The following is a 15864-nucleotide window of genomic DNA, read 5'->3' on the forward strand; positions in this document are numbered from 1 at the left end:
GATTTATTCCAATATTTGTATATATGGAAACTGGACTTTTATATATCGTATGATAGAGATGAATGTTTTTGAATTTTACGGTTGAAACCATATTTGTGCGAGGTGAAGGGAATTGAGAATTTTAATCGTAGACGATAATCCAACGAACGTAATCATTATCCGTGAAATTCTAAAAAAAGAAGATTACCGGAACTTTATAACTGCAGCTTCAGCCAAAGAGATGCTGAAGCTGCTGGGTATCGGCGCGGGAAGTGAAGACATTCGGCCGAGGCAATCAGATATTGACCTGATCCTTCTGGATATGATGATGCCGGAGATGGATGGAATCGAGGCTTGCCGGGTCGTACAGCAGTATGAGCATCTGAAGGATATACCGATTATTATGGTTACTGCTGTCGGTGATTCCAAAAAACTGGCCGAGGCCCTCGATGCAGGGGCTGTAGATTATGTGACCAAGCCTATTAATAAGGTTGAACTGATGGCGCGTATCCGGCTGGCCCTTCGTCTGAAACGTGAAAAGGATTGGCATGTGGAACGGGATCAGCGGATACAGGATGAGCTTAAGCTGGCTGCCCTGGTGCAAAATGCAGTTCTAAGTCTGCCGCTCAAGGATGAGGCTTTTGAAGTGCATGCTCTTTATCAGCCATCTGCTGAGCTTGCGGGAGACTTGTATGCCTGGTACCCGCTTGGAGACGGGCGGTATGGGGTTATTCTGCTGGATATGATGGGACATGGTATCTCCTCGTCCTTGTTCTGCATGTTCCTGGCCTCCGTACTCAAGGATACCGTAACAACTTATGTGCAGCCGGAGAAAGTCATTCAGGAGCTGAACCGGCGGTTTAATCAGCTATATATCGAGAAACAGCTGGTACAGTATTATTTTACGGCGATTTACCTGGTCATAGATACCCGTATGAAACGTATTGATTACGTGAACGCGGGACACCCGCCGGGACTCTTCTTCGAAGGTGGGTCCTTAAGTCCGGTCCTGCTGGAGAGCAATTGTCATCCGGTTGGTCTATTTGACAGTATTGATATTCAGCCGCAGACGCTGACCTTTGAGGATGAAGGCCACTTGGTGCTTTATACCGACGGATTGCTCGAGATGGCAGAGGGCGGACAGGAAGAACAGCTGAACTTTATGGTTGGTTATTTGAACGGAGGGCATGAGTGGCATGAGCAGCTGATGCGTGCCTCTTTCTTTCATGATGTTCCTGACCAGGAACGTGATGATGATAAATGCCTGGTGTGGATTTCACTGAAGAAAGGAAAAGATTCGGCATGAAAATAAGAGCTAAACTGCTGATCGGATTCGGTGCAATGCTGGCCATTATGCTTCTGCTAACCTTCGTTGGATACGACCGGCTTAATTATATGAGCAGCCAGCTGAACAGCTTTCAGGACCGGTACAGCAAGGGCCGCTCGTCTTCTGGACTTCGTGGGGAAGTTAACGACATGGCGCGTATTTTGACGACCTCCATGCTCAATGCCGACAAGCTCTCAGTCGATTCCCAAAAAACGGAGATTGATGCTAAAGCGGAAAAGGCTGAAGGGTATCTGAAGAATATAGAAGCATCGATGGAAACAACAGAAGAAATGCAGCTGCTGCAGCGGATTAAATCATCCTATACGGAATATATAAATTATCAGAATAAAATGCTTGATATGCTCTCTGCCGGCTATTTTCAGAATGCTAATGCCTACCGGAATGCGGAAGGCCAGGACATTCAGGAAGAGGTGCTGAACAGCCTCAATGCCCTATCGGATTATAACGCCTTCCGAATGACAGAGGAGAATAACAAAGCTAAGAATGCATATGAAGGTTCCATCCAGATGGTGACCTTAATAATGATTACAGGGCTGCTCCTGGGGCTAGGAGTTATTTTATGGGTGATTCCGAGCATTACACGGGGGCTTAATGTCGTTTCTATGATGATTAAGAGCTTCGGCAATGGAAAAATGAGGGCAATCCGCAGATTAAAGGTTAACTCCCAGGATGAAATTGGGGATGTCGCCCGGGTTTTTCAGAATATGGCTAAAGATCTTGAACAGAAGCAGGAGATGGAAAAAGCCTATGCACAAGCGCAGAGCGATCAGGCATGGCTTAATGCAAACATTGCCCGTGTAACAGATCTTCTGCGTGGAGTCAGCTCGCTGGAGCAGGTATCACAGACCTTCATTGGTGAGTTCACTCCGGTGCTGGGTGCCCAATATGGGGCGATATACCTGAAGGATCAGAACAATCCTAATTTGCTTGTCAGCAGCGCATATTATGCGGGAGAGGGCAGTACCACACTCAGAGCAAGCTTTGAAATGGGGCAAGGTCTTGTAGGGCAGAGTGCGCTGGACAAAACCCCGATCAAGCTTGTAGAGGCCCCCGAAGACTATGTTTCTGTTACCTCCGGTTTTGGTGGAGCCCATCCGGATCACATCCTGATCTATCCCGTTCTTTTCGAAGATGAGTTAATGGGGGTTCTGGAATTTGCATCCTTTACTCCATTTAGTGTCCTGCAGAATGAACTCTTGCATCAGCTTGCAATCAGCATGGGCGTGATTCTGAATAATGTGAGTCGCCGGCTTGTCGTGGAAGAGCTGCTGAGGGAGTCTCAGGCGCTTGCTGAAGAATATCAATGTCAATCCGAGGAGCTCCAGACACAGCAGGAAGAGCTTCGCCGTTCCAATGAGAATCTGGAGGAGCAGACGGAAGCGCTTAGACGATCGGAAGAACTGCTGCAGCGGCAGCAGGGAGAGCTGGAGCATTACAATACCGAGTTGATTGCCAAGACCCGTGCATTGGAGGAACAGGTGCAGGAGGTTGAGGAGAAGAAGGATGAAATCGAGCATGCCCGCAGCCAGTTGGAGAAGCAGGCGATGCAGCTTGCTGTTACCAGTAAATACAAATCCGAGTTTCTGGCCAACATGTCGCATGAGTTGCGTACTCCACTCAACAGTCTGCTGATTCTATCGCAGTTGCTTACGGAGAACAAAGACGGGAATCTCACGGAGAGACAGGTGGAATTCGCGCATACGATCTATATGTCGGGCGCAGATTTGCTTAAGATGATTGATGAGATTCTTGATCTGTCCAAGGTAGATGCCGGCAAAATGGAACTGAATTATGAAGAAATTCCTATGACTGAGCTAAAAACCTTCGTGAAGCAGAATTTTGCACCACAGGCTGTCAAAAAAGGGTTGTCTTTACGTCTTTTGTTCGATGAGCCGCTACCGGATACGGTCTTCACGGACAGTCACCGGCTGAAACAAATATTGCGGAATCTGTTGTCCAACGCCTTTAAGTTCACAAGTGAGGGATTTGTAGAATTTGCGGTAAGTGCTGCGAATAAGCAACATCTGCCCGCCTTCCTTCCGAATGATTTCGATTATATTGCCATTTCCGTGAAGGACAGCGGCATTGGGATTCCGGCAGACAAGACGGATATTGTCTTTGAAGCCTTCCAGCAGGTCGATGGAACAACCAGCCGTAAATATGGCGGCACCGGTCTGGGACTCTCGATTAGCCGGGAACTTGCACGGCTCATGGGTGGAGCCATTGGGCTCGATTCACGCGAAGGCCAAGGCAGCATTTTCACACTATACTTGCCGGTTAAAGGCCATTACAGCATCCTTCCTGGAGCGCTGGAGGCCGCAACCTCCCGTGAGGTTTCAGTAATACCCGAATTGAATAGTGATCTCCAGACAGAACGTAAGGAGGACACTCCTGCGGCACCGATGGAGCCTGTTGTCATGGAAGATGACCGTGAGAATTTGTCGTCTAAGGATAAGATTCTGCTGATTATTGAAGATGACGAGAAATTTGCCAGGATTCTGCTAGACATGGCCCGGAGCCGGGGGTTCAAAGGTCTGGTAGCTCTTCAGGGGGATATCGGACTGAGCATGGCCCAAACGCATCTGCCGGATGCCATAATCCTGGATATCCAGCTTCCTGTCCTGGATGGCTGGTCCATTCTGCGGGAGCTCAAGGGCTCCTCCCAGACCCGCCATATTCCTGTTCATGTGATTTCTGTGAATGATGAAGTGAAACAGGGACTAATGATGGGAGCCATGGCTTATTTGAGAAAACCTTCCTCCAGAGAAGCGCTGGACCGGGCCTTTTCACAGATCGAGAATTATACGGCCAGCACCTTGAAGCATCTTCTGATTGTAGAGGATGACGATATCCAGCGCCGCTCCATCATGGAACTCATCGGGCATGATGATGTGGTCATCACCGCAGTTTCCACAGGCCGTGAGGCGCTGGGCGAGCTTCGCAAGCAAAGATATGACTGTATGGTTCTCGATCTGATGCTGGATGATATGACCGGCTTCGAACTGCTGGATCAGATCCGTGATGATGAAGAGCTGAATGATCTGCCGATTATTATCTATACCGGTAAGGACCTGGACAGCAAGGAAGAAACGAGACTTCGCAAGTATGCTGAATCCATAATTATTAAGGATGTGCGTTCACCAGAAAGGCTGCTGGATGAAACTACATTGTTCCTGCACCGTGTGGAAGCCAATCTTCCGGAGGACAAGCGTAAAATTCTGCAAAAGCTGCACAATAAAGAAGAACTATTCGACGGCAAAAAAATATTGCTGGTTGATGATGATATCCGCAACGTATTCGCCCTTTCGAGTGTGCTGGAAGGCTATCATATGGAAGTGAAGTTTGCCGAGAACGGCCGTGAGGCGCTGGACATGCTGGTGGAACAAGAGGATTTTGATCTGGTTCTGATGGATATGATGATGCCGGAAATGGACGGATATGAGGCTATGCGCCGGATCAGACAAATGCCGCAGTATCAGAAATTGCCCATTATAGCTCTTACAGCCAAGGCAATGAAGGAGGATCGTGCCAAGTGCATAGAAGCTGGTGCCTCTGATTATATGAAGAAACCAATCAGTACAGAGCAGCTTCTTTCTCTAATGCGTGTGTGGTTGTATTCGTAAGCCGTTTTTTGGGGTAATAGGATTACAATACTGAATCACAACCCATCCTGAGTTACGTTAGGTGCAAGGGAGCCTTGATAATCATGACAGCTATGGAACGCGGATATGAGGAGCAATCTGCCCACACCGGGCCCAAACAGGAGCTTGAGCAGATTGAAATTGAACTGCTTCTTAGCGGTGTACACCGCTTTTACGGATATGATTTCAGGAATTATGCGCTGCCTTCCTTGAAGCGGCGGATCTGGCATCATGTGCATGCGGAGAATGTGCCCAGTATTTCGGCCCTGCAGGAGAAGGTGCTGCATGACCGGGACTGTTTTGAACGGTTTGTATACAGCTTGTCCATTCCGGTAACGGAGATGTTTCGGGATCCTGGTCTTTTTCTTACCTTCCGTCAGAAGGTAGTTCCTCTTCTTCGCACCTACCCTTATATACGGATTTGGCATGCCGGTTGCTCTACCGGAGAAGAAGTATATTCCATGGCCATTCTGCTTCATGAGGAAGGACTGTATGACAAGGCGCGGATTTATGCCACAGACATGAATGCTCGCTCACTACAGCAGGCGAAAGAAGGGGTATACGAGATCAGTAAGATGAAGCAGTATACCAAGAATTACTTGGAAGCGGGTGGAACCCGCGCATTCTCCGAATACTATACAGCGAAATATAATTCTGTGATTCTGCAGCCTTTTTTACGCAAAAATATTATTTTTGCAGAGCATAATCTGGCTACAGATACATCCTTTAATGAATTTAATGTTATATTGTGCCGGAACGTCATGATCTATTTTAACGATGAACTCAGGGACCATGTGCATGGCTTGTTCCATGAAAGCCTAAGCCGGTTCGGAGTTCTGGTGCTGGGTTCTAAGGAGTCTATACATTTCACCAGGTTTAGCGACAGCTATGAGCCCTTAGACAGAGTGGAAAAAATATACCGCAAGAATAAATAGCGGGTAAGGAGGGGCCAATGGGGGTTCAAGAACCGATTCATATACTGCTTGTCGATGATCGTCCTGAGAATCTGCTGGCACTGGAAGCAGTGCTCGAAAGCCAGCATTACAAGCTTGTCAAAGCCAATTCCGGCGAAGAAGCACTGCGGTGTTTATTAAGATATGAGTTTGCTGTGATTATACTGGACGTACAGATGCCGGGTATGGATGGAATTGAAACCGCCAAATTGATCAAAGCCAGAGAGAAAACGAAGGATATCCCCATCATTTTCATCTCAGCCAACAACAAAGAGGCGGAGCATTTGTTTGCGGGATATTCTGCTGGTGCGATTGATTATATGGTCAAGCCCTTTATCCCTCAGATTCTGAAGTCCAAAATCGAAGGCTTCGTCGATATGTACGTGACAACCAAGAAACATCAGATGCAGACTATGCTGCTGCAGCAAAAGACGCAGGAGCTGGAAAAAATCAATGGAGAACTGACCAAAGCCAAAGAAGAGGCCGAGATTGCCGCCAAAGCCAAGACGGAATTCCTGGCTATGATGAGCCATGAGATCCGCACACCCATGAACGGTGTAGTGGGCATGATTGACCTGCTGATGGAGACGGATCTTGCTCCAGACCAGAAGGAATATACGGAGATTATCCGTAAAAGTGCGGATACGCTCATTACCGTCATTAATGATATTCTTGATTTTACCAAGATGGAATCAGGCAAAATGGAAATGGAAGAACAGTTGTTTGAGCTACAGACCACCATTCAGGAGGTCTTTAGCTTGTTTTCTGCGGAAGCCGGCAAGAAAAATCTTGAACTGGCCTATTTTATTGACCAAAAGCTGCCTAGGCTGATATATGGAGACATGGCTCGTTTGCGTCAGGTATTGATTAATTTGGTGGCGAATGCAGTTAAATTTACCAATCAAGGCGGTGTTTACCTTGTAGCCTCCAGCGTACTTTCAGAGGATAATAAGATGACCGTAGAATTCACGATTAAGGATACAGGCATAGGGATTTCTCCGGAAAAATGTGACCGGCTGTTCCAGCCGTTTTCTCAGCTGGACTCCTCTATGACGCGCAAATATGGCGGGACTGGCCTGGGACTGGCCATCTGTAAATCCCTGGTCGGGATGATGGGCGGTGATATCCGCGTGGAATCCATGGAGGAAAAAGGGGCGACCTTTGTTTTTACCATTAAGGCTACGGTGCCGGATGATGAACTTGGAAGAACCTTTCAGGAGGAAGAGGACCCTGCCGCTGAAACCGGCCATCATTGGCGGAAAAAGATCCTTGTAGTGGATGATCATCCGATCAATCAGCGTCTGATGGTTAGTATGCTGGATAAGCTGGGGTATGACTCTACAGTTGCCCAGGATGGCCGCCAGGCAGTGGAGTTGTCTCTCCGCGAGGAATATGATTTCATATTTATGGACTTGCAGATGCCTGTGATGGACGGATTAACGGCCACGTCCAAAATACGGCAGAGTGCTGGACATAATGCTACCCATGCAGTGATTATCGCGATGACAGCGAACGTAATGGAGGGTGTCCAGAATCGTTGTTCTGACGCTGGAATGGATGGATATATTAGCAAACCGCTGAAGATGAGCAGTCTGAAACAAATTATTTCACGTTATGCACCTGGCGATAATCCGGCAGAACAACGGAATACATCCCTTTTCAATGCGTAATCCATTAAGTACCATTTTGTGAATGTGACGTTTTTTGTTTCAATCGTATAGCTTTAGGGTTATTGGTAAAGAAAACATTTATCAGGAGAGATTGTCTATGAATACAAATAAAAGCGAAAAGTTCCACGCAAGAACCGAAAAAGAAGGTAATGTGTGCACAGTTTACTTAGTTGGTGAGCTAGATTTGTCGGTAGCTCCCGATTTTCGTCTGGTCATGGAACCACTCGTAGGGGATACTGGGCTGGATCTTGTGATTAATCTGAAGGAATTGAGATATATCGACAGTACTGGAATTGGTATTCTGCTCTCGATTCTCAAAGCACGACATGGAATGGACGTTAAGTTTTCGGTGGAGGAAGTTCCATCGCAAATACAGAAGCTATTTGATATGACAGGAATCTCCAAGTTTTTTGCCCCCCAAGAGAATTCCCACTAGGAAAGGATCGAACTAAGGATGAGTGATGACGTGCAAAAAGTAGTTCTTCAGTTACCCGCAAGTGCAGAATATGTCGATATCGTCAGACTGAATTTATATGGCATTGCCTCTAAGATGGGCTTTACTTATGAAGACATCGAAGATATGAAAGTGGCTGTCTCGGAAGCCTGCAACAATTCCGTTCTTTATGCTTATGGGCAGGAAGACGGGATGGTTGATGTGATCTTTGAAGTTGGGACACGAGCCTTGTCCATCACCGTCAAAGATGAGGGGGAGAGTTTTGACGGATTGGAAGCGTCCGAGCAACGCATGACGCTGCATGACAAAGAGCTGAATGACGTTCAGGTAGGCGGGCTGGGATTTTATTTAATGCAAGCGCTCATGGATGACGTTAGCGTAGTGAGCGAAGCAGGGAGAGGGACAGTCGTTACCCTGACCAAGCGGCTTAATTTCAGCGAGGAGAAAGTATGAACGAAAAAGTGACTCCCCCAGAGTCCATGAACGATGCGGTAAGTCTGATCTGGGAATACCAGCAGACCAAAGATAATGAAATTGCAACGGTTTTGATCCGTAAATATGAACCTATGGTGAAGATGGCTGCCGGGAAAATTGCCCGCAACCGTCCAGATCTATACGAAGACTTGTACCAGGTAGGACAAATGGCGCTGATCCGGCTGCTGCAGCAATATGACATCAGTCTGGGAATTCCGTTTGAGCCTTATGCCATGAAAAGCATGATCGGGCATATGAAGAATTTTCTGCGTGATAAATCCTGGTACATACAGGTTCCTAGACGGATTAAAGAAAAAGGTGCTCTTGTACAGCAGGCCATTGATGAGCTAACCATCAGATTGGAGCGTTCTCCTGCTGTAGAGGAAATTGCCCATTATCTTGATCTTACCGTAGAAGAAACAGTGGAAGTACTGGCCGGCCGAGAGTGCTACCATTACGTATCCCTGGATTCACCTCTGTCCCAGGAGGAGACAGGTGCTACGCTTGGTGAGCTTATCAGCTCCGAAGCCAATGATTATGAGACCGTGGAGAAACGCATGGACTTGCAACAAGCTCTCGGACAGCTCAAAGAGCAGGAACAGCAGGTATTGCTGCTCGCTTTCCAGGACGGTCAATCCCAACGTGCGATAGCCCAGAAGCTTGGAGTGTCGCAAATGAGCGTATCCCGCATTCAGAAGCGGGCTACAGAAAAGCTGAAGCAGATTATGGCGAATTCATCCTATTAATATAAAAGTGGTGTTATTACAAAAAGGACATGCCTTGATTCCCATCCAGGGAGAGCATGTCCTTTTTGTTTGGATTCGTTCCGGAGTGCATCAGCTATTGGCATCAATGTACTTTTTAATCTCTCCCAGATATTCTCCGATTACCGGTACATTCAGGAACAAGCTAAGAATATAACCCAGCAAGCCGAGAATAACAAAGGTACCTAGCGATAGTCCCAGACCACGGGATATGCCTGCCATGAGATTGGTGATGATCCGTTTTTTAGGGTCTGTATAGTTTTCAAGGATATCCTTAAATTCCGATTTCTCCAGGGAATCGGCAATTTTGTCAAGCCTGGCGTTCAGCCGTTTTACTTCATGTCTCAGCTCGAAGGGATGCTCCTCCACATCGTAGGTTTTCGTGTTGCCTCCCGCATCTCCCATAAGGTATACCTGCTTTCTATAGCCCGTAACCGGACTTTGATTAACGAATAGATGTGACATAACAACAGCCAGCTGCAAGTGAGCTGGCTGTTCCCGAATTTAGATCAAGCCGCGGATCACCTTTTTTAATAAGAAGATTTATAAGAAGACTTAACTTCTTCTTTGGCATCCTTTGCGGTGTCCGCTATATCCTTGGAAGAAGCGGAAGCCTCATCAGCAACGTCTTTGGAAGCGTCTTTGACATCAGAAGAGATATCCTCAGATGCACTTCCTACCGTTTCACCAATTTTTTTACCTGTTTCGGATAACGTAGCAGCAATCTGCTGTTTGCTGTCACTGACTGTAGTGAAGATATCAGAAGCTTTGGCGGATACCGTGCTGGCAAGATCCGTAGCCTTTTCTCCGACAGTAGCGGCGATCGTCTTCGTTTTATCCGTTACGACACCTGCAACCTCTTTAGTTTTGTCCGTAGCTGTCGAGAACTTTTCAGACAAGTCACTGCGCATTTCACGGCCTGGCTTAGGAGCGAACAGCAATGCAGCGGCAGCTCCAATCAAACCTCCGATAAAAATACCTTTGAAAAATGTGTTTCCGCTTTCTACCGGATATTCTGTCTCTGCTTTATTCATAACCAATCACTCCTCATTAGATTATTGTATTCCAGGTTCCGGCTGCAGGGAGTGGAGTATATAGAATAGATAGTTTCCCATGCAGACGTCGACTGGATTTCAGGGTGTCCTGAACGTTCTTACTTCGTATATAAACTTGGGCGTATAGGCTGAAACAGCAAAGTAGGATGGCAAAGATTGCCGAAGCATGGTTCAGCATATGAGATATTAGTAGGCATAGAGCGATCAAAACGGGCGATTTTAGGACTTTACAAACAGCCGGAACTTTAAAAATTGGGAGCCAGCCATGCTTCCATGATTGACAAAGAAAGGAAGGGGGTAAGAAATACATAATTATAGCGCCGTTGCATTTGAGGATTAGGTTCCTACACCATTGGAGGTGCACACAATTATGATCAAGATTATTACATCAGCAGAACGTCATACTTCGAATAAAGAATGGATACACAGTGAATTCAGCTTTTCTTTTGCCGATTACGATGATCCAAGCAATGCGCACTTTGGGGCCTTGCTGGCTCATAACGACAATGAGCTTAGACCGGGGCAAGGTATGCACGAACATCCGCATCACGACCTGGAGATTATAACTTATGTGGTATCCGGGGTACTGAAGCATCAGGATGATCAGGGTAATCATGCAGAGCTTCAGGGCGGCAGCGTTCAGGTTATGAGCGCGGGTACCGGCATCAATCATTCCGAGACCAACCCGTCGGATACGGAGAATACACGTTTTCTACAAATTTGGCTGCTCCCGGATCAGCCGGGCCGGCAGCCCAAATGGGATGCGAAATTCTTTCCAATTGAGCATAAGACTAATACGCTTCTGCCTGTAGCCTCAGGGAAGGGAGAAGAGGGCGCGCTCGAGATCAATGAGAATGTAACGGTCTATCTGTCTTCTCTGGATACTAACCGGGAGTTGACTTACGTTCAGCGCGAAGAGAGGCGGACGCATATTTATCTAGTCTCCGGCAATCTGGAGATCTCGTGCTCGGACGGAACCTTTTACCTTCAGCCGGGCGACGCCGCCCGCATCCGCAAGAGCTGCGATCTGAATTTAAAAGGTACAGGCAGTGACGTGAACGCGGAGTTCCTGTTGATCGACCTTCCTTAATTCCATAGGTCAACCAGACAAAGAGAGCCCCATGCCTTAGATGTCCATCCGCTGATGGCCCTAAGGTATGGGGCTCCTGTCTGTGCTTATATCCCTTTTTATTTCCCCCGCAGGCGTCCAAGTTCGGAGACCAGTGCTTCAACCTGGGAGATGCTTAGTCTGTCACTGCCCATAGCAACTTCGTAAATATCAAGAATATCCTCATAATTCTTTACCGAGAAGGCTGAAGCCTGCATGGCTGCAGCACTTGCCATCTTCAGCTTATTTTTAATGCCCTCAATCATATATTCAACATTTTCCTGTGTTGGCTGTGAAAGATCCATTAGGGTTAACAGTCCTCTCTATATATTAATTCAAACATTCTAACATGTTTGGGGACGCAAACACCATTTTTTTGTTCCTTTCTTAGATATCATGTTAAATTAAAAGAAATAAATTCGTTATCAAATGCAGAAAGGGGCAGGAAATTGGCAATCAGGGAGCAGGAAAGCAGAAAACGCAAAAAAATGGATGCTTCCGGGCTGACTTCCTTCTTTCAGGAGATCGCGTCCCGGCATCCGCTGGAGCAGATCACATTTTTGTGCATAGGCACGGACAGATCTACTGGTGATGCGCTTGGACCGCTGACCGGAAGCAAGCTTTTGGAGCATGGGTTTCCGCATGTAAGCGGCACGCTGCCGTCACCTTGTGACGCGGATAATCTGGAGGCACGGATAGCAGAGATTCCTGCGGGGCAGGTTATTATTGCAATTGATGCATGTCTCGGTCCTCCGGCCTCGCTTGGCTATTTCCTGACAGCTGCTGAACCGCTGCAGCCGGCACAATCTGTGGGATTGATGCTTCCGGCGGTGGGACATTACAGCTTGGCTGCCATTGTAGATGTGAACGGGCCGCGGCCCTACCGGACACTGCAGAGCACGCCACTAAACAGGGTGATGGGAATGGCCGGGCAAATTGCTTATGCTGCGGCGGCCGGTTTCGGAATGGATATCAAGAAAGCGTTTCAAGATTGAGAAATCGGCTTAATAATTAAGACAAGCAAACCGTCTCAAGATACGGAGCGTTCAGGGGTCCGCGAGCCGCGTTTGGCTGCTACATAGAAAGAGGGAAGCGACATGGAGAACATTCGTTGTGAGGGAAGCAATATTTGTTACAGTGATCAGGGTAAAGGTGAAGTTATCGTGCTGCTGCACGGCTTCTGTGGAAGCTCTGGATATTGGGAGCAGGTGATCCCGCTTTTGAGCGGCGATTATCGGGTAATTGCTCCGGATCTGCGGGGCCATGGTGCTTCGGATGCCCCGCTCGGAGCTTATACAGTTGATCAGATGGCTGATGATGTATTGTCACTGCTTAATGCGCTGGAGATCCAGGAGTGTTATCTGCTGGGACATTCACTTGGCGGTTATATCACTTTATCCTTTGCCCAGCGTCACGCATCCCGCCTCAAAGGCTTCGGGCTGATTCATTCCAGTGGTTACCCGGATAGTGATGAAGCCAAAGAGAACCGTCTGAAAAGTGTAAGTATAATTCAGAACGAAGGGATTTTTGCGTTTGTGGATGGTCTGGTGCCAGGCCTCTTTGCACCCGGTGCGGCTCCGAAGTTACTGCAACGTGCGAAGGAGATCGGTTATAGAACACCTCCCCAAGGGGCGGTGGGTGCAGCGATGGCGATGCGTGAGCGGCCTGACCGCCGCGATGTCATCTCAGCTACGACACTGCCGGTGCTGCTTGTAGCCGGTGCAGAGGACAGTAAGGTATCTCCAGAGCGGACGTTTACCTCAGACAAACCGAACATAACCCAGGCGACGATTACAGGAGCAGGGCATATGAGCATGTATGAAGCCCCTGAACGTTTGACCGAAATCATCAAAGATTACGTGCATGCGGCTGTGCGCAAATAACTGGAGAATTGGAACAAGATGAGCATATAGCAAACCTACAGAGGCAGCACCCGCCGGAACCAAGCGGGTGCTGCCTCTGTTATTGGAACTTGCGGCTGGCCGGCTAAGTAGCGCAGAAGTGTCTAATGGTTTAAGATGAATTCTAATGGGAGCCGGAAGGAGTGTGCAATATGTTTCGAAGAGACTACATCGTGCGGATGATAGAGGATATGACGGCGATGGTCGCCAAGGTTATGACACTTAAGCAGGAGAAAAAGACAACCGAAGCCTTGTGGGAGGTCGATGAGCTGCTGAACCGGCATTTTCGCCTGAATTCCCGGCTGCTGAATTCACTGTCCGTCGAGGATATTATTGATATGTATCTGCTTGGAGGCGTGGTGGAATCTGATAAGCTTCAGGGTGTGGCCCGGCTGCTTAAGGAAGAAGGAGAAATCTTTGCTGCGGCTGGAGACAAAGATGCTGCGCTGTTCAGGGCGATGAGATCGCTGCATCTTTATTTGTACGCCGATCTTCATGGTGCAGAACGTGAATTGCTGCAGATGCCGGCTGATATTGATGAGCTCTTAAAAGAAACTCAGGCGTATAGGCTTCCGGCAAAAACGGAGCGTCTGCTGCTCGTCTATATGGAATCCATCGGCCGGTACGCCAAAGCGGAAGACAGTCTCTACAGACTATGGGAGCAAGGGGAAGACGTTGCCCGGGAAGGCAGAGAACTCTATGGCCGCTTGCTGCTGATAAGCCCGGAGGAACTGGAACGGGGCGGTCTCCCGGTACAAGAGGTTACAGAAGGCAGGGATGAATGGGAGAGACGTACTGCAGCGATTACGCAGTAGTATGGTGTGCGGGTTAACAAGGTGAACCGCGTCAACGGCCACGGTCCAACTGAAATAATGCTATACTAATTAAGAAAATTCAGGAGAACAAGCGTCTCCAATGTTGAATAACCAGGACTCAAATGTATAACGCTATAATATATTCTTCTATTTCGCGCAGAAACGGCATCCGGGAACGATCGCAGTTTCAAAATCATACGCTGCCTTCCCAAAGAGTCCGTAGCCGTTTCTGTGTGACGAAAGTGAGATGTACCCTGTGGAATCTTTAAATGCATTGATTGAACAAATTATGGCCGGCCGTACTCTGATTACGGCAACTCTCAGCCAGCTGCGCAGTAAAGGCGAGACCCTCTACAGCAAGGTGCAGGTGAAGCCTGTGGAATTAAAGGGCAAGCTGCACTATCAGTTTGCCTATTATACCGGTCCGAAGGTTGAGCACCGCAATATCCCGGCTGAAACTGCAGCGGAGGAATTGATGACGCTGATGAGAGAGACGTTCCGCCAAGGGCTGCTCTGTACCATAGAGGCCGATTATCAAGTGCTGATCAGCAAAAAGTACAAGGTCTCAATCCTGACCAAATCGCCTAGCAAGCAGGAGGCTCCCGATTTGGCTCATAACCGGCGCAAGCAGTATGTGCTGGATGAAGGGGAACCTGTACCGTTTCTGGTCGAGCTGGGTATTATGAACAGCGAAGGAAAGGTGCTGGCCAAGAAATACGACAAGTTTCGTCAGATCAACAGATTCCTGGAGATGGTGGAGGATGTGCTTGCTGATCTGCCGACCGGCCGTCCATTGACCATTGTTGATTTTGGCTGCGGCAAATCCTATTTAACCTTTGCTTTATATCATTATCTGGCCATTCGTGAGCAGCGGGAGCTGAACATTGTCGGACTCGATCTCAAAGCCGATGTCATTGAGCATTGCGGTGCGCTTGCGTCCAGGCTCGGTTACGACAAGCTGCGCTTCCTGGTTGGTGATATTGCGGACTACAATGAGCTGGATCAGGTTGATATGGTCGTTACGCTCCATGCCTGCGATACTGCAACCGATGCTGCTCTCGAAAAAGCCGTTCGCTGGGGTGCATCGGTGATCCTTTCCGTTCCCTGCTGCCAGCACGAGCTGTTTGCCCAGATCGAAAGCGAGGTGTTGAATCCTCTGCTGTCGCACGGAATTCTGAAAGAACGGTTCTCTGCTCTCGCTACCGATGCGATCCGGGCGAAGCTGCTGGATCTGATGGGGTACCGGACACAACTTCTGGAGTTCATCGATATGGAACATACGCCGAAGAACATCCTGATCCGCGCTGTCAAAAGTACAAGCGGGGACAACGCCGCCAAATGGCGCGAATACAGCGCATTCCGTGACTTCCTCGGTGCACAGCCATATCTCGAACGCGCCTGCACCGATCTGCTGCCGATTCAAAGCAGCTTAGAGGGTTAACCTCATTTATAGGATTAATAGTTAATACCATGACAGGACGGTACTGTTTCCTAAGGGAACCATTCCGTCCTGTTTGTCATTAGGGAAAGTAAAGGTTTCCCGTGATAACCTTGTTCTGGCTGCGTTGCCTTTTGTTTCGGATTAAATCTGGAAATACTAAAGGTAACTAAATTCATATAGGGGAAATTCGTGTGAGGTGGAACGAACGGCAGAATCATCTGGATCTGGCTATCGGGTATGTTTGTGCAATTGCGGTTTTTG

General features: G+C 48.1%; 15 protein-coding genes. 12 read left to right on the forward strand and 3 right to left on the reverse strand.

Translation table 11 applies throughout. The features are described 5' to 3' along the window. Nucleotides 1-112 precede the first annotated feature (112 nt). From ACAN54_RS26835 to ACAN54_RS26865, 7 genes are all read left to right on the forward strand, one after another. Nucleotides 113-1285: a SpoIIE family protein phosphatase gene (locus tag ACAN54_RS26835; RefSeq protein ID WP_379162921.1), complete on the forward strand. Its 1173-nt coding sequence runs from the start codon at nucleotides 113-115 to the stop codon at nucleotides 1283-1285. After that, nucleotides 1282-4950, forward strand: coding sequence for a response regulator (locus ACAN54_RS26840; protein WP_379162924.1), 3669 nt, complete (start codon nucleotides 1282-1284; stop codon nucleotides 4948-4950). Before ACAN54_RS26835 ends, ACAN54_RS26840 begins: the two co-directional genes overlap by 4 nt. Before the next feature lie 83 nt (nucleotides 4951-5033). Next, nucleotides 5034-5903 carry a CheR family methyltransferase gene (locus tag ACAN54_RS26845; RefSeq protein ID WP_379162927.1) on the forward strand — a complete coding sequence of 290 codons (870 nt, stop codon included), beginning with the start codon at nucleotides 5034-5036 and terminating at the stop codon, nucleotides 5901-5903. 17 nt (nucleotides 5904-5920) lie between these two features. After that, the gene (locus ACAN54_RS26850; protein ID WP_379162930.1) at nucleotides 5921-7591 is read left to right on the forward strand and encodes a response regulator; all 1671 of its coding nucleotides are present in this window, start codon (nucleotides 5921-5923) and stop codon (nucleotides 7589-7591) included. A gap of 97 nt (nucleotides 7592-7688) precedes the next feature. Further along, entirely contained in the window at nucleotides 7689-8027 is a 339-nt protein-coding gene (locus ACAN54_RS26855) for an STAS domain-containing protein (RefSeq protein ID WP_379162933.1), read from the forward strand. Between the two features lie 18 nt (nucleotides 8028-8045). Beyond that, complete coding sequence (rsbW, locus tag ACAN54_RS26860) at nucleotides 8046-8498, forward strand: anti-sigma B factor RsbW (RefSeq protein ID WP_379162936.1); 453 nt, start codon at nucleotides 8046-8048, stop codon at nucleotides 8496-8498. Continuing rightward, a complete protein-coding gene (locus ACAN54_RS26865; protein ID WP_062519132.1) occupies nucleotides 8495-9265 on the forward strand; it encodes a sigma-70 family RNA polymerase sigma factor in 771 nt (256 codons plus the stop codon). Before rsbW ends, ACAN54_RS26865 begins: the two co-directional genes overlap by 4 nt. Nucleotides 9266-9355: 90 nt before the next feature. Here ACAN54_RS26865 and ACAN54_RS26870 read toward each other — a convergent pair whose 3' ends face one another. Both ACAN54_RS26870 and ACAN54_RS26875 read right to left on the reverse strand, forming a co-directional pair. After that, nucleotides 9356-9688 carry a DUF5665 domain-containing protein gene (locus tag ACAN54_RS26870; RefSeq protein ID WP_379163037.1) on the reverse strand — a complete coding sequence of 111 codons (333 nt, stop codon included), beginning with the start codon at nucleotides 9686-9688 and terminating at the stop codon, nucleotides 9356-9358. A gap of 125 nt (nucleotides 9689-9813) precedes the next feature. Then, nucleotides 9814-10317: a YtxH domain-containing protein gene (locus ACAN54_RS26875; protein WP_379162939.1), complete on the reverse strand. Its 504-nt coding sequence runs from the start codon at nucleotides 10315-10317 to the stop codon at nucleotides 9814-9816. A gap of 391 nt (nucleotides 10318-10708) precedes the next feature. On the opposite strand from ACAN54_RS26875, the gene ACAN54_RS26880 reads away from it, so the two are divergent. Next, nucleotides 10709-11428: a pirin family protein gene (locus ACAN54_RS26880; RefSeq protein WP_379162942.1), complete on the forward strand. Its 720-nt coding sequence runs from the start codon at nucleotides 10709-10711 to the stop codon at nucleotides 11426-11428. A gap of 98 nt (nucleotides 11429-11526) precedes the next feature. On the opposite strand, the gene ACAN54_RS26885 is transcribed toward ACAN54_RS26880, so the two are convergent. Further along, nucleotides 11527-11751, reverse strand: a complete 225-nt coding sequence (locus ACAN54_RS26885) for a DUF1128 domain-containing protein (protein WP_379162945.1) — start codon at nucleotides 11749-11751, stop codon at nucleotides 11527-11529. A 183-nt stretch (nucleotides 11752-11934) separates the two neighbouring features. On the opposite strand from ACAN54_RS26885, the gene yyaC reads away from it, so the two are divergent. From yyaC to ACAN54_RS26905, 4 genes are all read left to right on the forward strand, one after another. Beyond that, entirely contained in the window at nucleotides 11935-12441 is a 507-nt protein-coding gene (gene yyaC / locus ACAN54_RS26890; RefSeq protein WP_379163040.1) for a spore protease YyaC, read from the forward strand. Nucleotides 12442-12543: 102 nt separating this feature from the next. Beyond that, complete coding sequence (locus ACAN54_RS26895; RefSeq protein WP_379162947.1) at nucleotides 12544-13329, forward strand: alpha/beta fold hydrolase; 786 nt, start codon at nucleotides 12544-12546, stop codon at nucleotides 13327-13329. 170 nt (nucleotides 13330-13499) lie between these two features. Next, entirely contained in the window at nucleotides 13500-14162 is a 663-nt protein-coding gene (locus ACAN54_RS26900) for a DUF6483 family protein (protein WP_379162950.1), read from the forward strand. Between the two features lie 247 nt (nucleotides 14163-14409). Next, nucleotides 14410-15603 carry a class I SAM-dependent methyltransferase gene (locus ACAN54_RS26905; RefSeq protein ID WP_379162953.1) on the forward strand — a complete coding sequence of 398 codons (1194 nt, stop codon included), beginning with the start codon at nucleotides 14410-14412 and terminating at the stop codon, nucleotides 15601-15603. Nucleotides 15604-15864: the final 261 nt, after the last annotated feature.

The organism is Paenibacillus diazotrophicus (assembly GCF_042610465.1).

Bases quoted from the DNA above. Each gene is read 5' to 3' on its own strand.
- ACAN54_RS26840 (WP_379162924.1), top strand. From the start codon at position 1,282: ATGAAAATAAGAGCTAAACTGCTGATCGGATTCGGTGCAATGCTGGCC.
- ACAN54_RS26845 (WP_379162927.1), top strand. From the start codon at position 5,034: ATGACAGCTATGGAACGCGGATATGAGGAGCAATCTGCCCACACCGGG.
- ACAN54_RS26850 (WP_379162930.1), top strand. From the start codon at position 5,921: ATGGGGGTTCAAGAACCGATTCATATACTGCTTGTCGATGATCGTCCT.
- ACAN54_RS26855 (WP_379162933.1), top strand. From the start codon at position 7,689: ATGAATACAAATAAAAGCGAAAAGTTCCACGCAAGAACCGAAAAAGAA.
- rsbW (WP_379162936.1), top strand. From the start codon at position 8,046: ATGAGTGATGACGTGCAAAAAGTAGTTCTTCAGTTACCCGCAAGTGCA.
- ACAN54_RS26865 (WP_062519132.1), top strand. From the start codon at position 8,495: ATGAACGAAAAAGTGACTCCCCCAGAGTCCATGAACGATGCGGTAAGT.
- ACAN54_RS26870 (WP_379163037.1), bottom strand. From the start codon at position 9,688: ATGGGAGATGCGGGAGGCAACACGAAAACCTACGATGTGGAGGAGCAT.
- ACAN54_RS26875 (WP_379162939.1), bottom strand. From the start codon at position 10,317: ATGAATAAAGCAGAGACAGAATATCCGGTAGAAAGCGGAAACACATTT.
- ACAN54_RS26880 (WP_379162942.1), top strand. From the start codon at position 10,709: ATGATCAAGATTATTACATCAGCAGAACGTCATACTTCGAATAAAGAA.
- ACAN54_RS26885 (WP_379162945.1), bottom strand. From the start codon at position 11,751: ATGGATCTTTCACAGCCAACACAGGAAAATGTTGAATATATGATTGAG.
- yyaC (WP_379163040.1), top strand. From the start codon at position 11,935: ATGGATGCTTCCGGGCTGACTTCCTTCTTTCAGGAGATCGCGTCCCGG.
- ACAN54_RS26895 (WP_379162947.1), top strand. From the start codon at position 12,544: ATGGAGAACATTCGTTGTGAGGGAAGCAATATTTGTTACAGTGATCAG.
- ACAN54_RS26900 (WP_379162950.1), top strand. From the start codon at position 13,500: ATGTTTCGAAGAGACTACATCGTGCGGATGATAGAGGATATGACGGCG.
- ACAN54_RS26905 (WP_379162953.1), top strand. From the start codon at position 14,410: ATGTACCCTGTGGAATCTTTAAATGCATTGATTGAACAAATTATGGCC.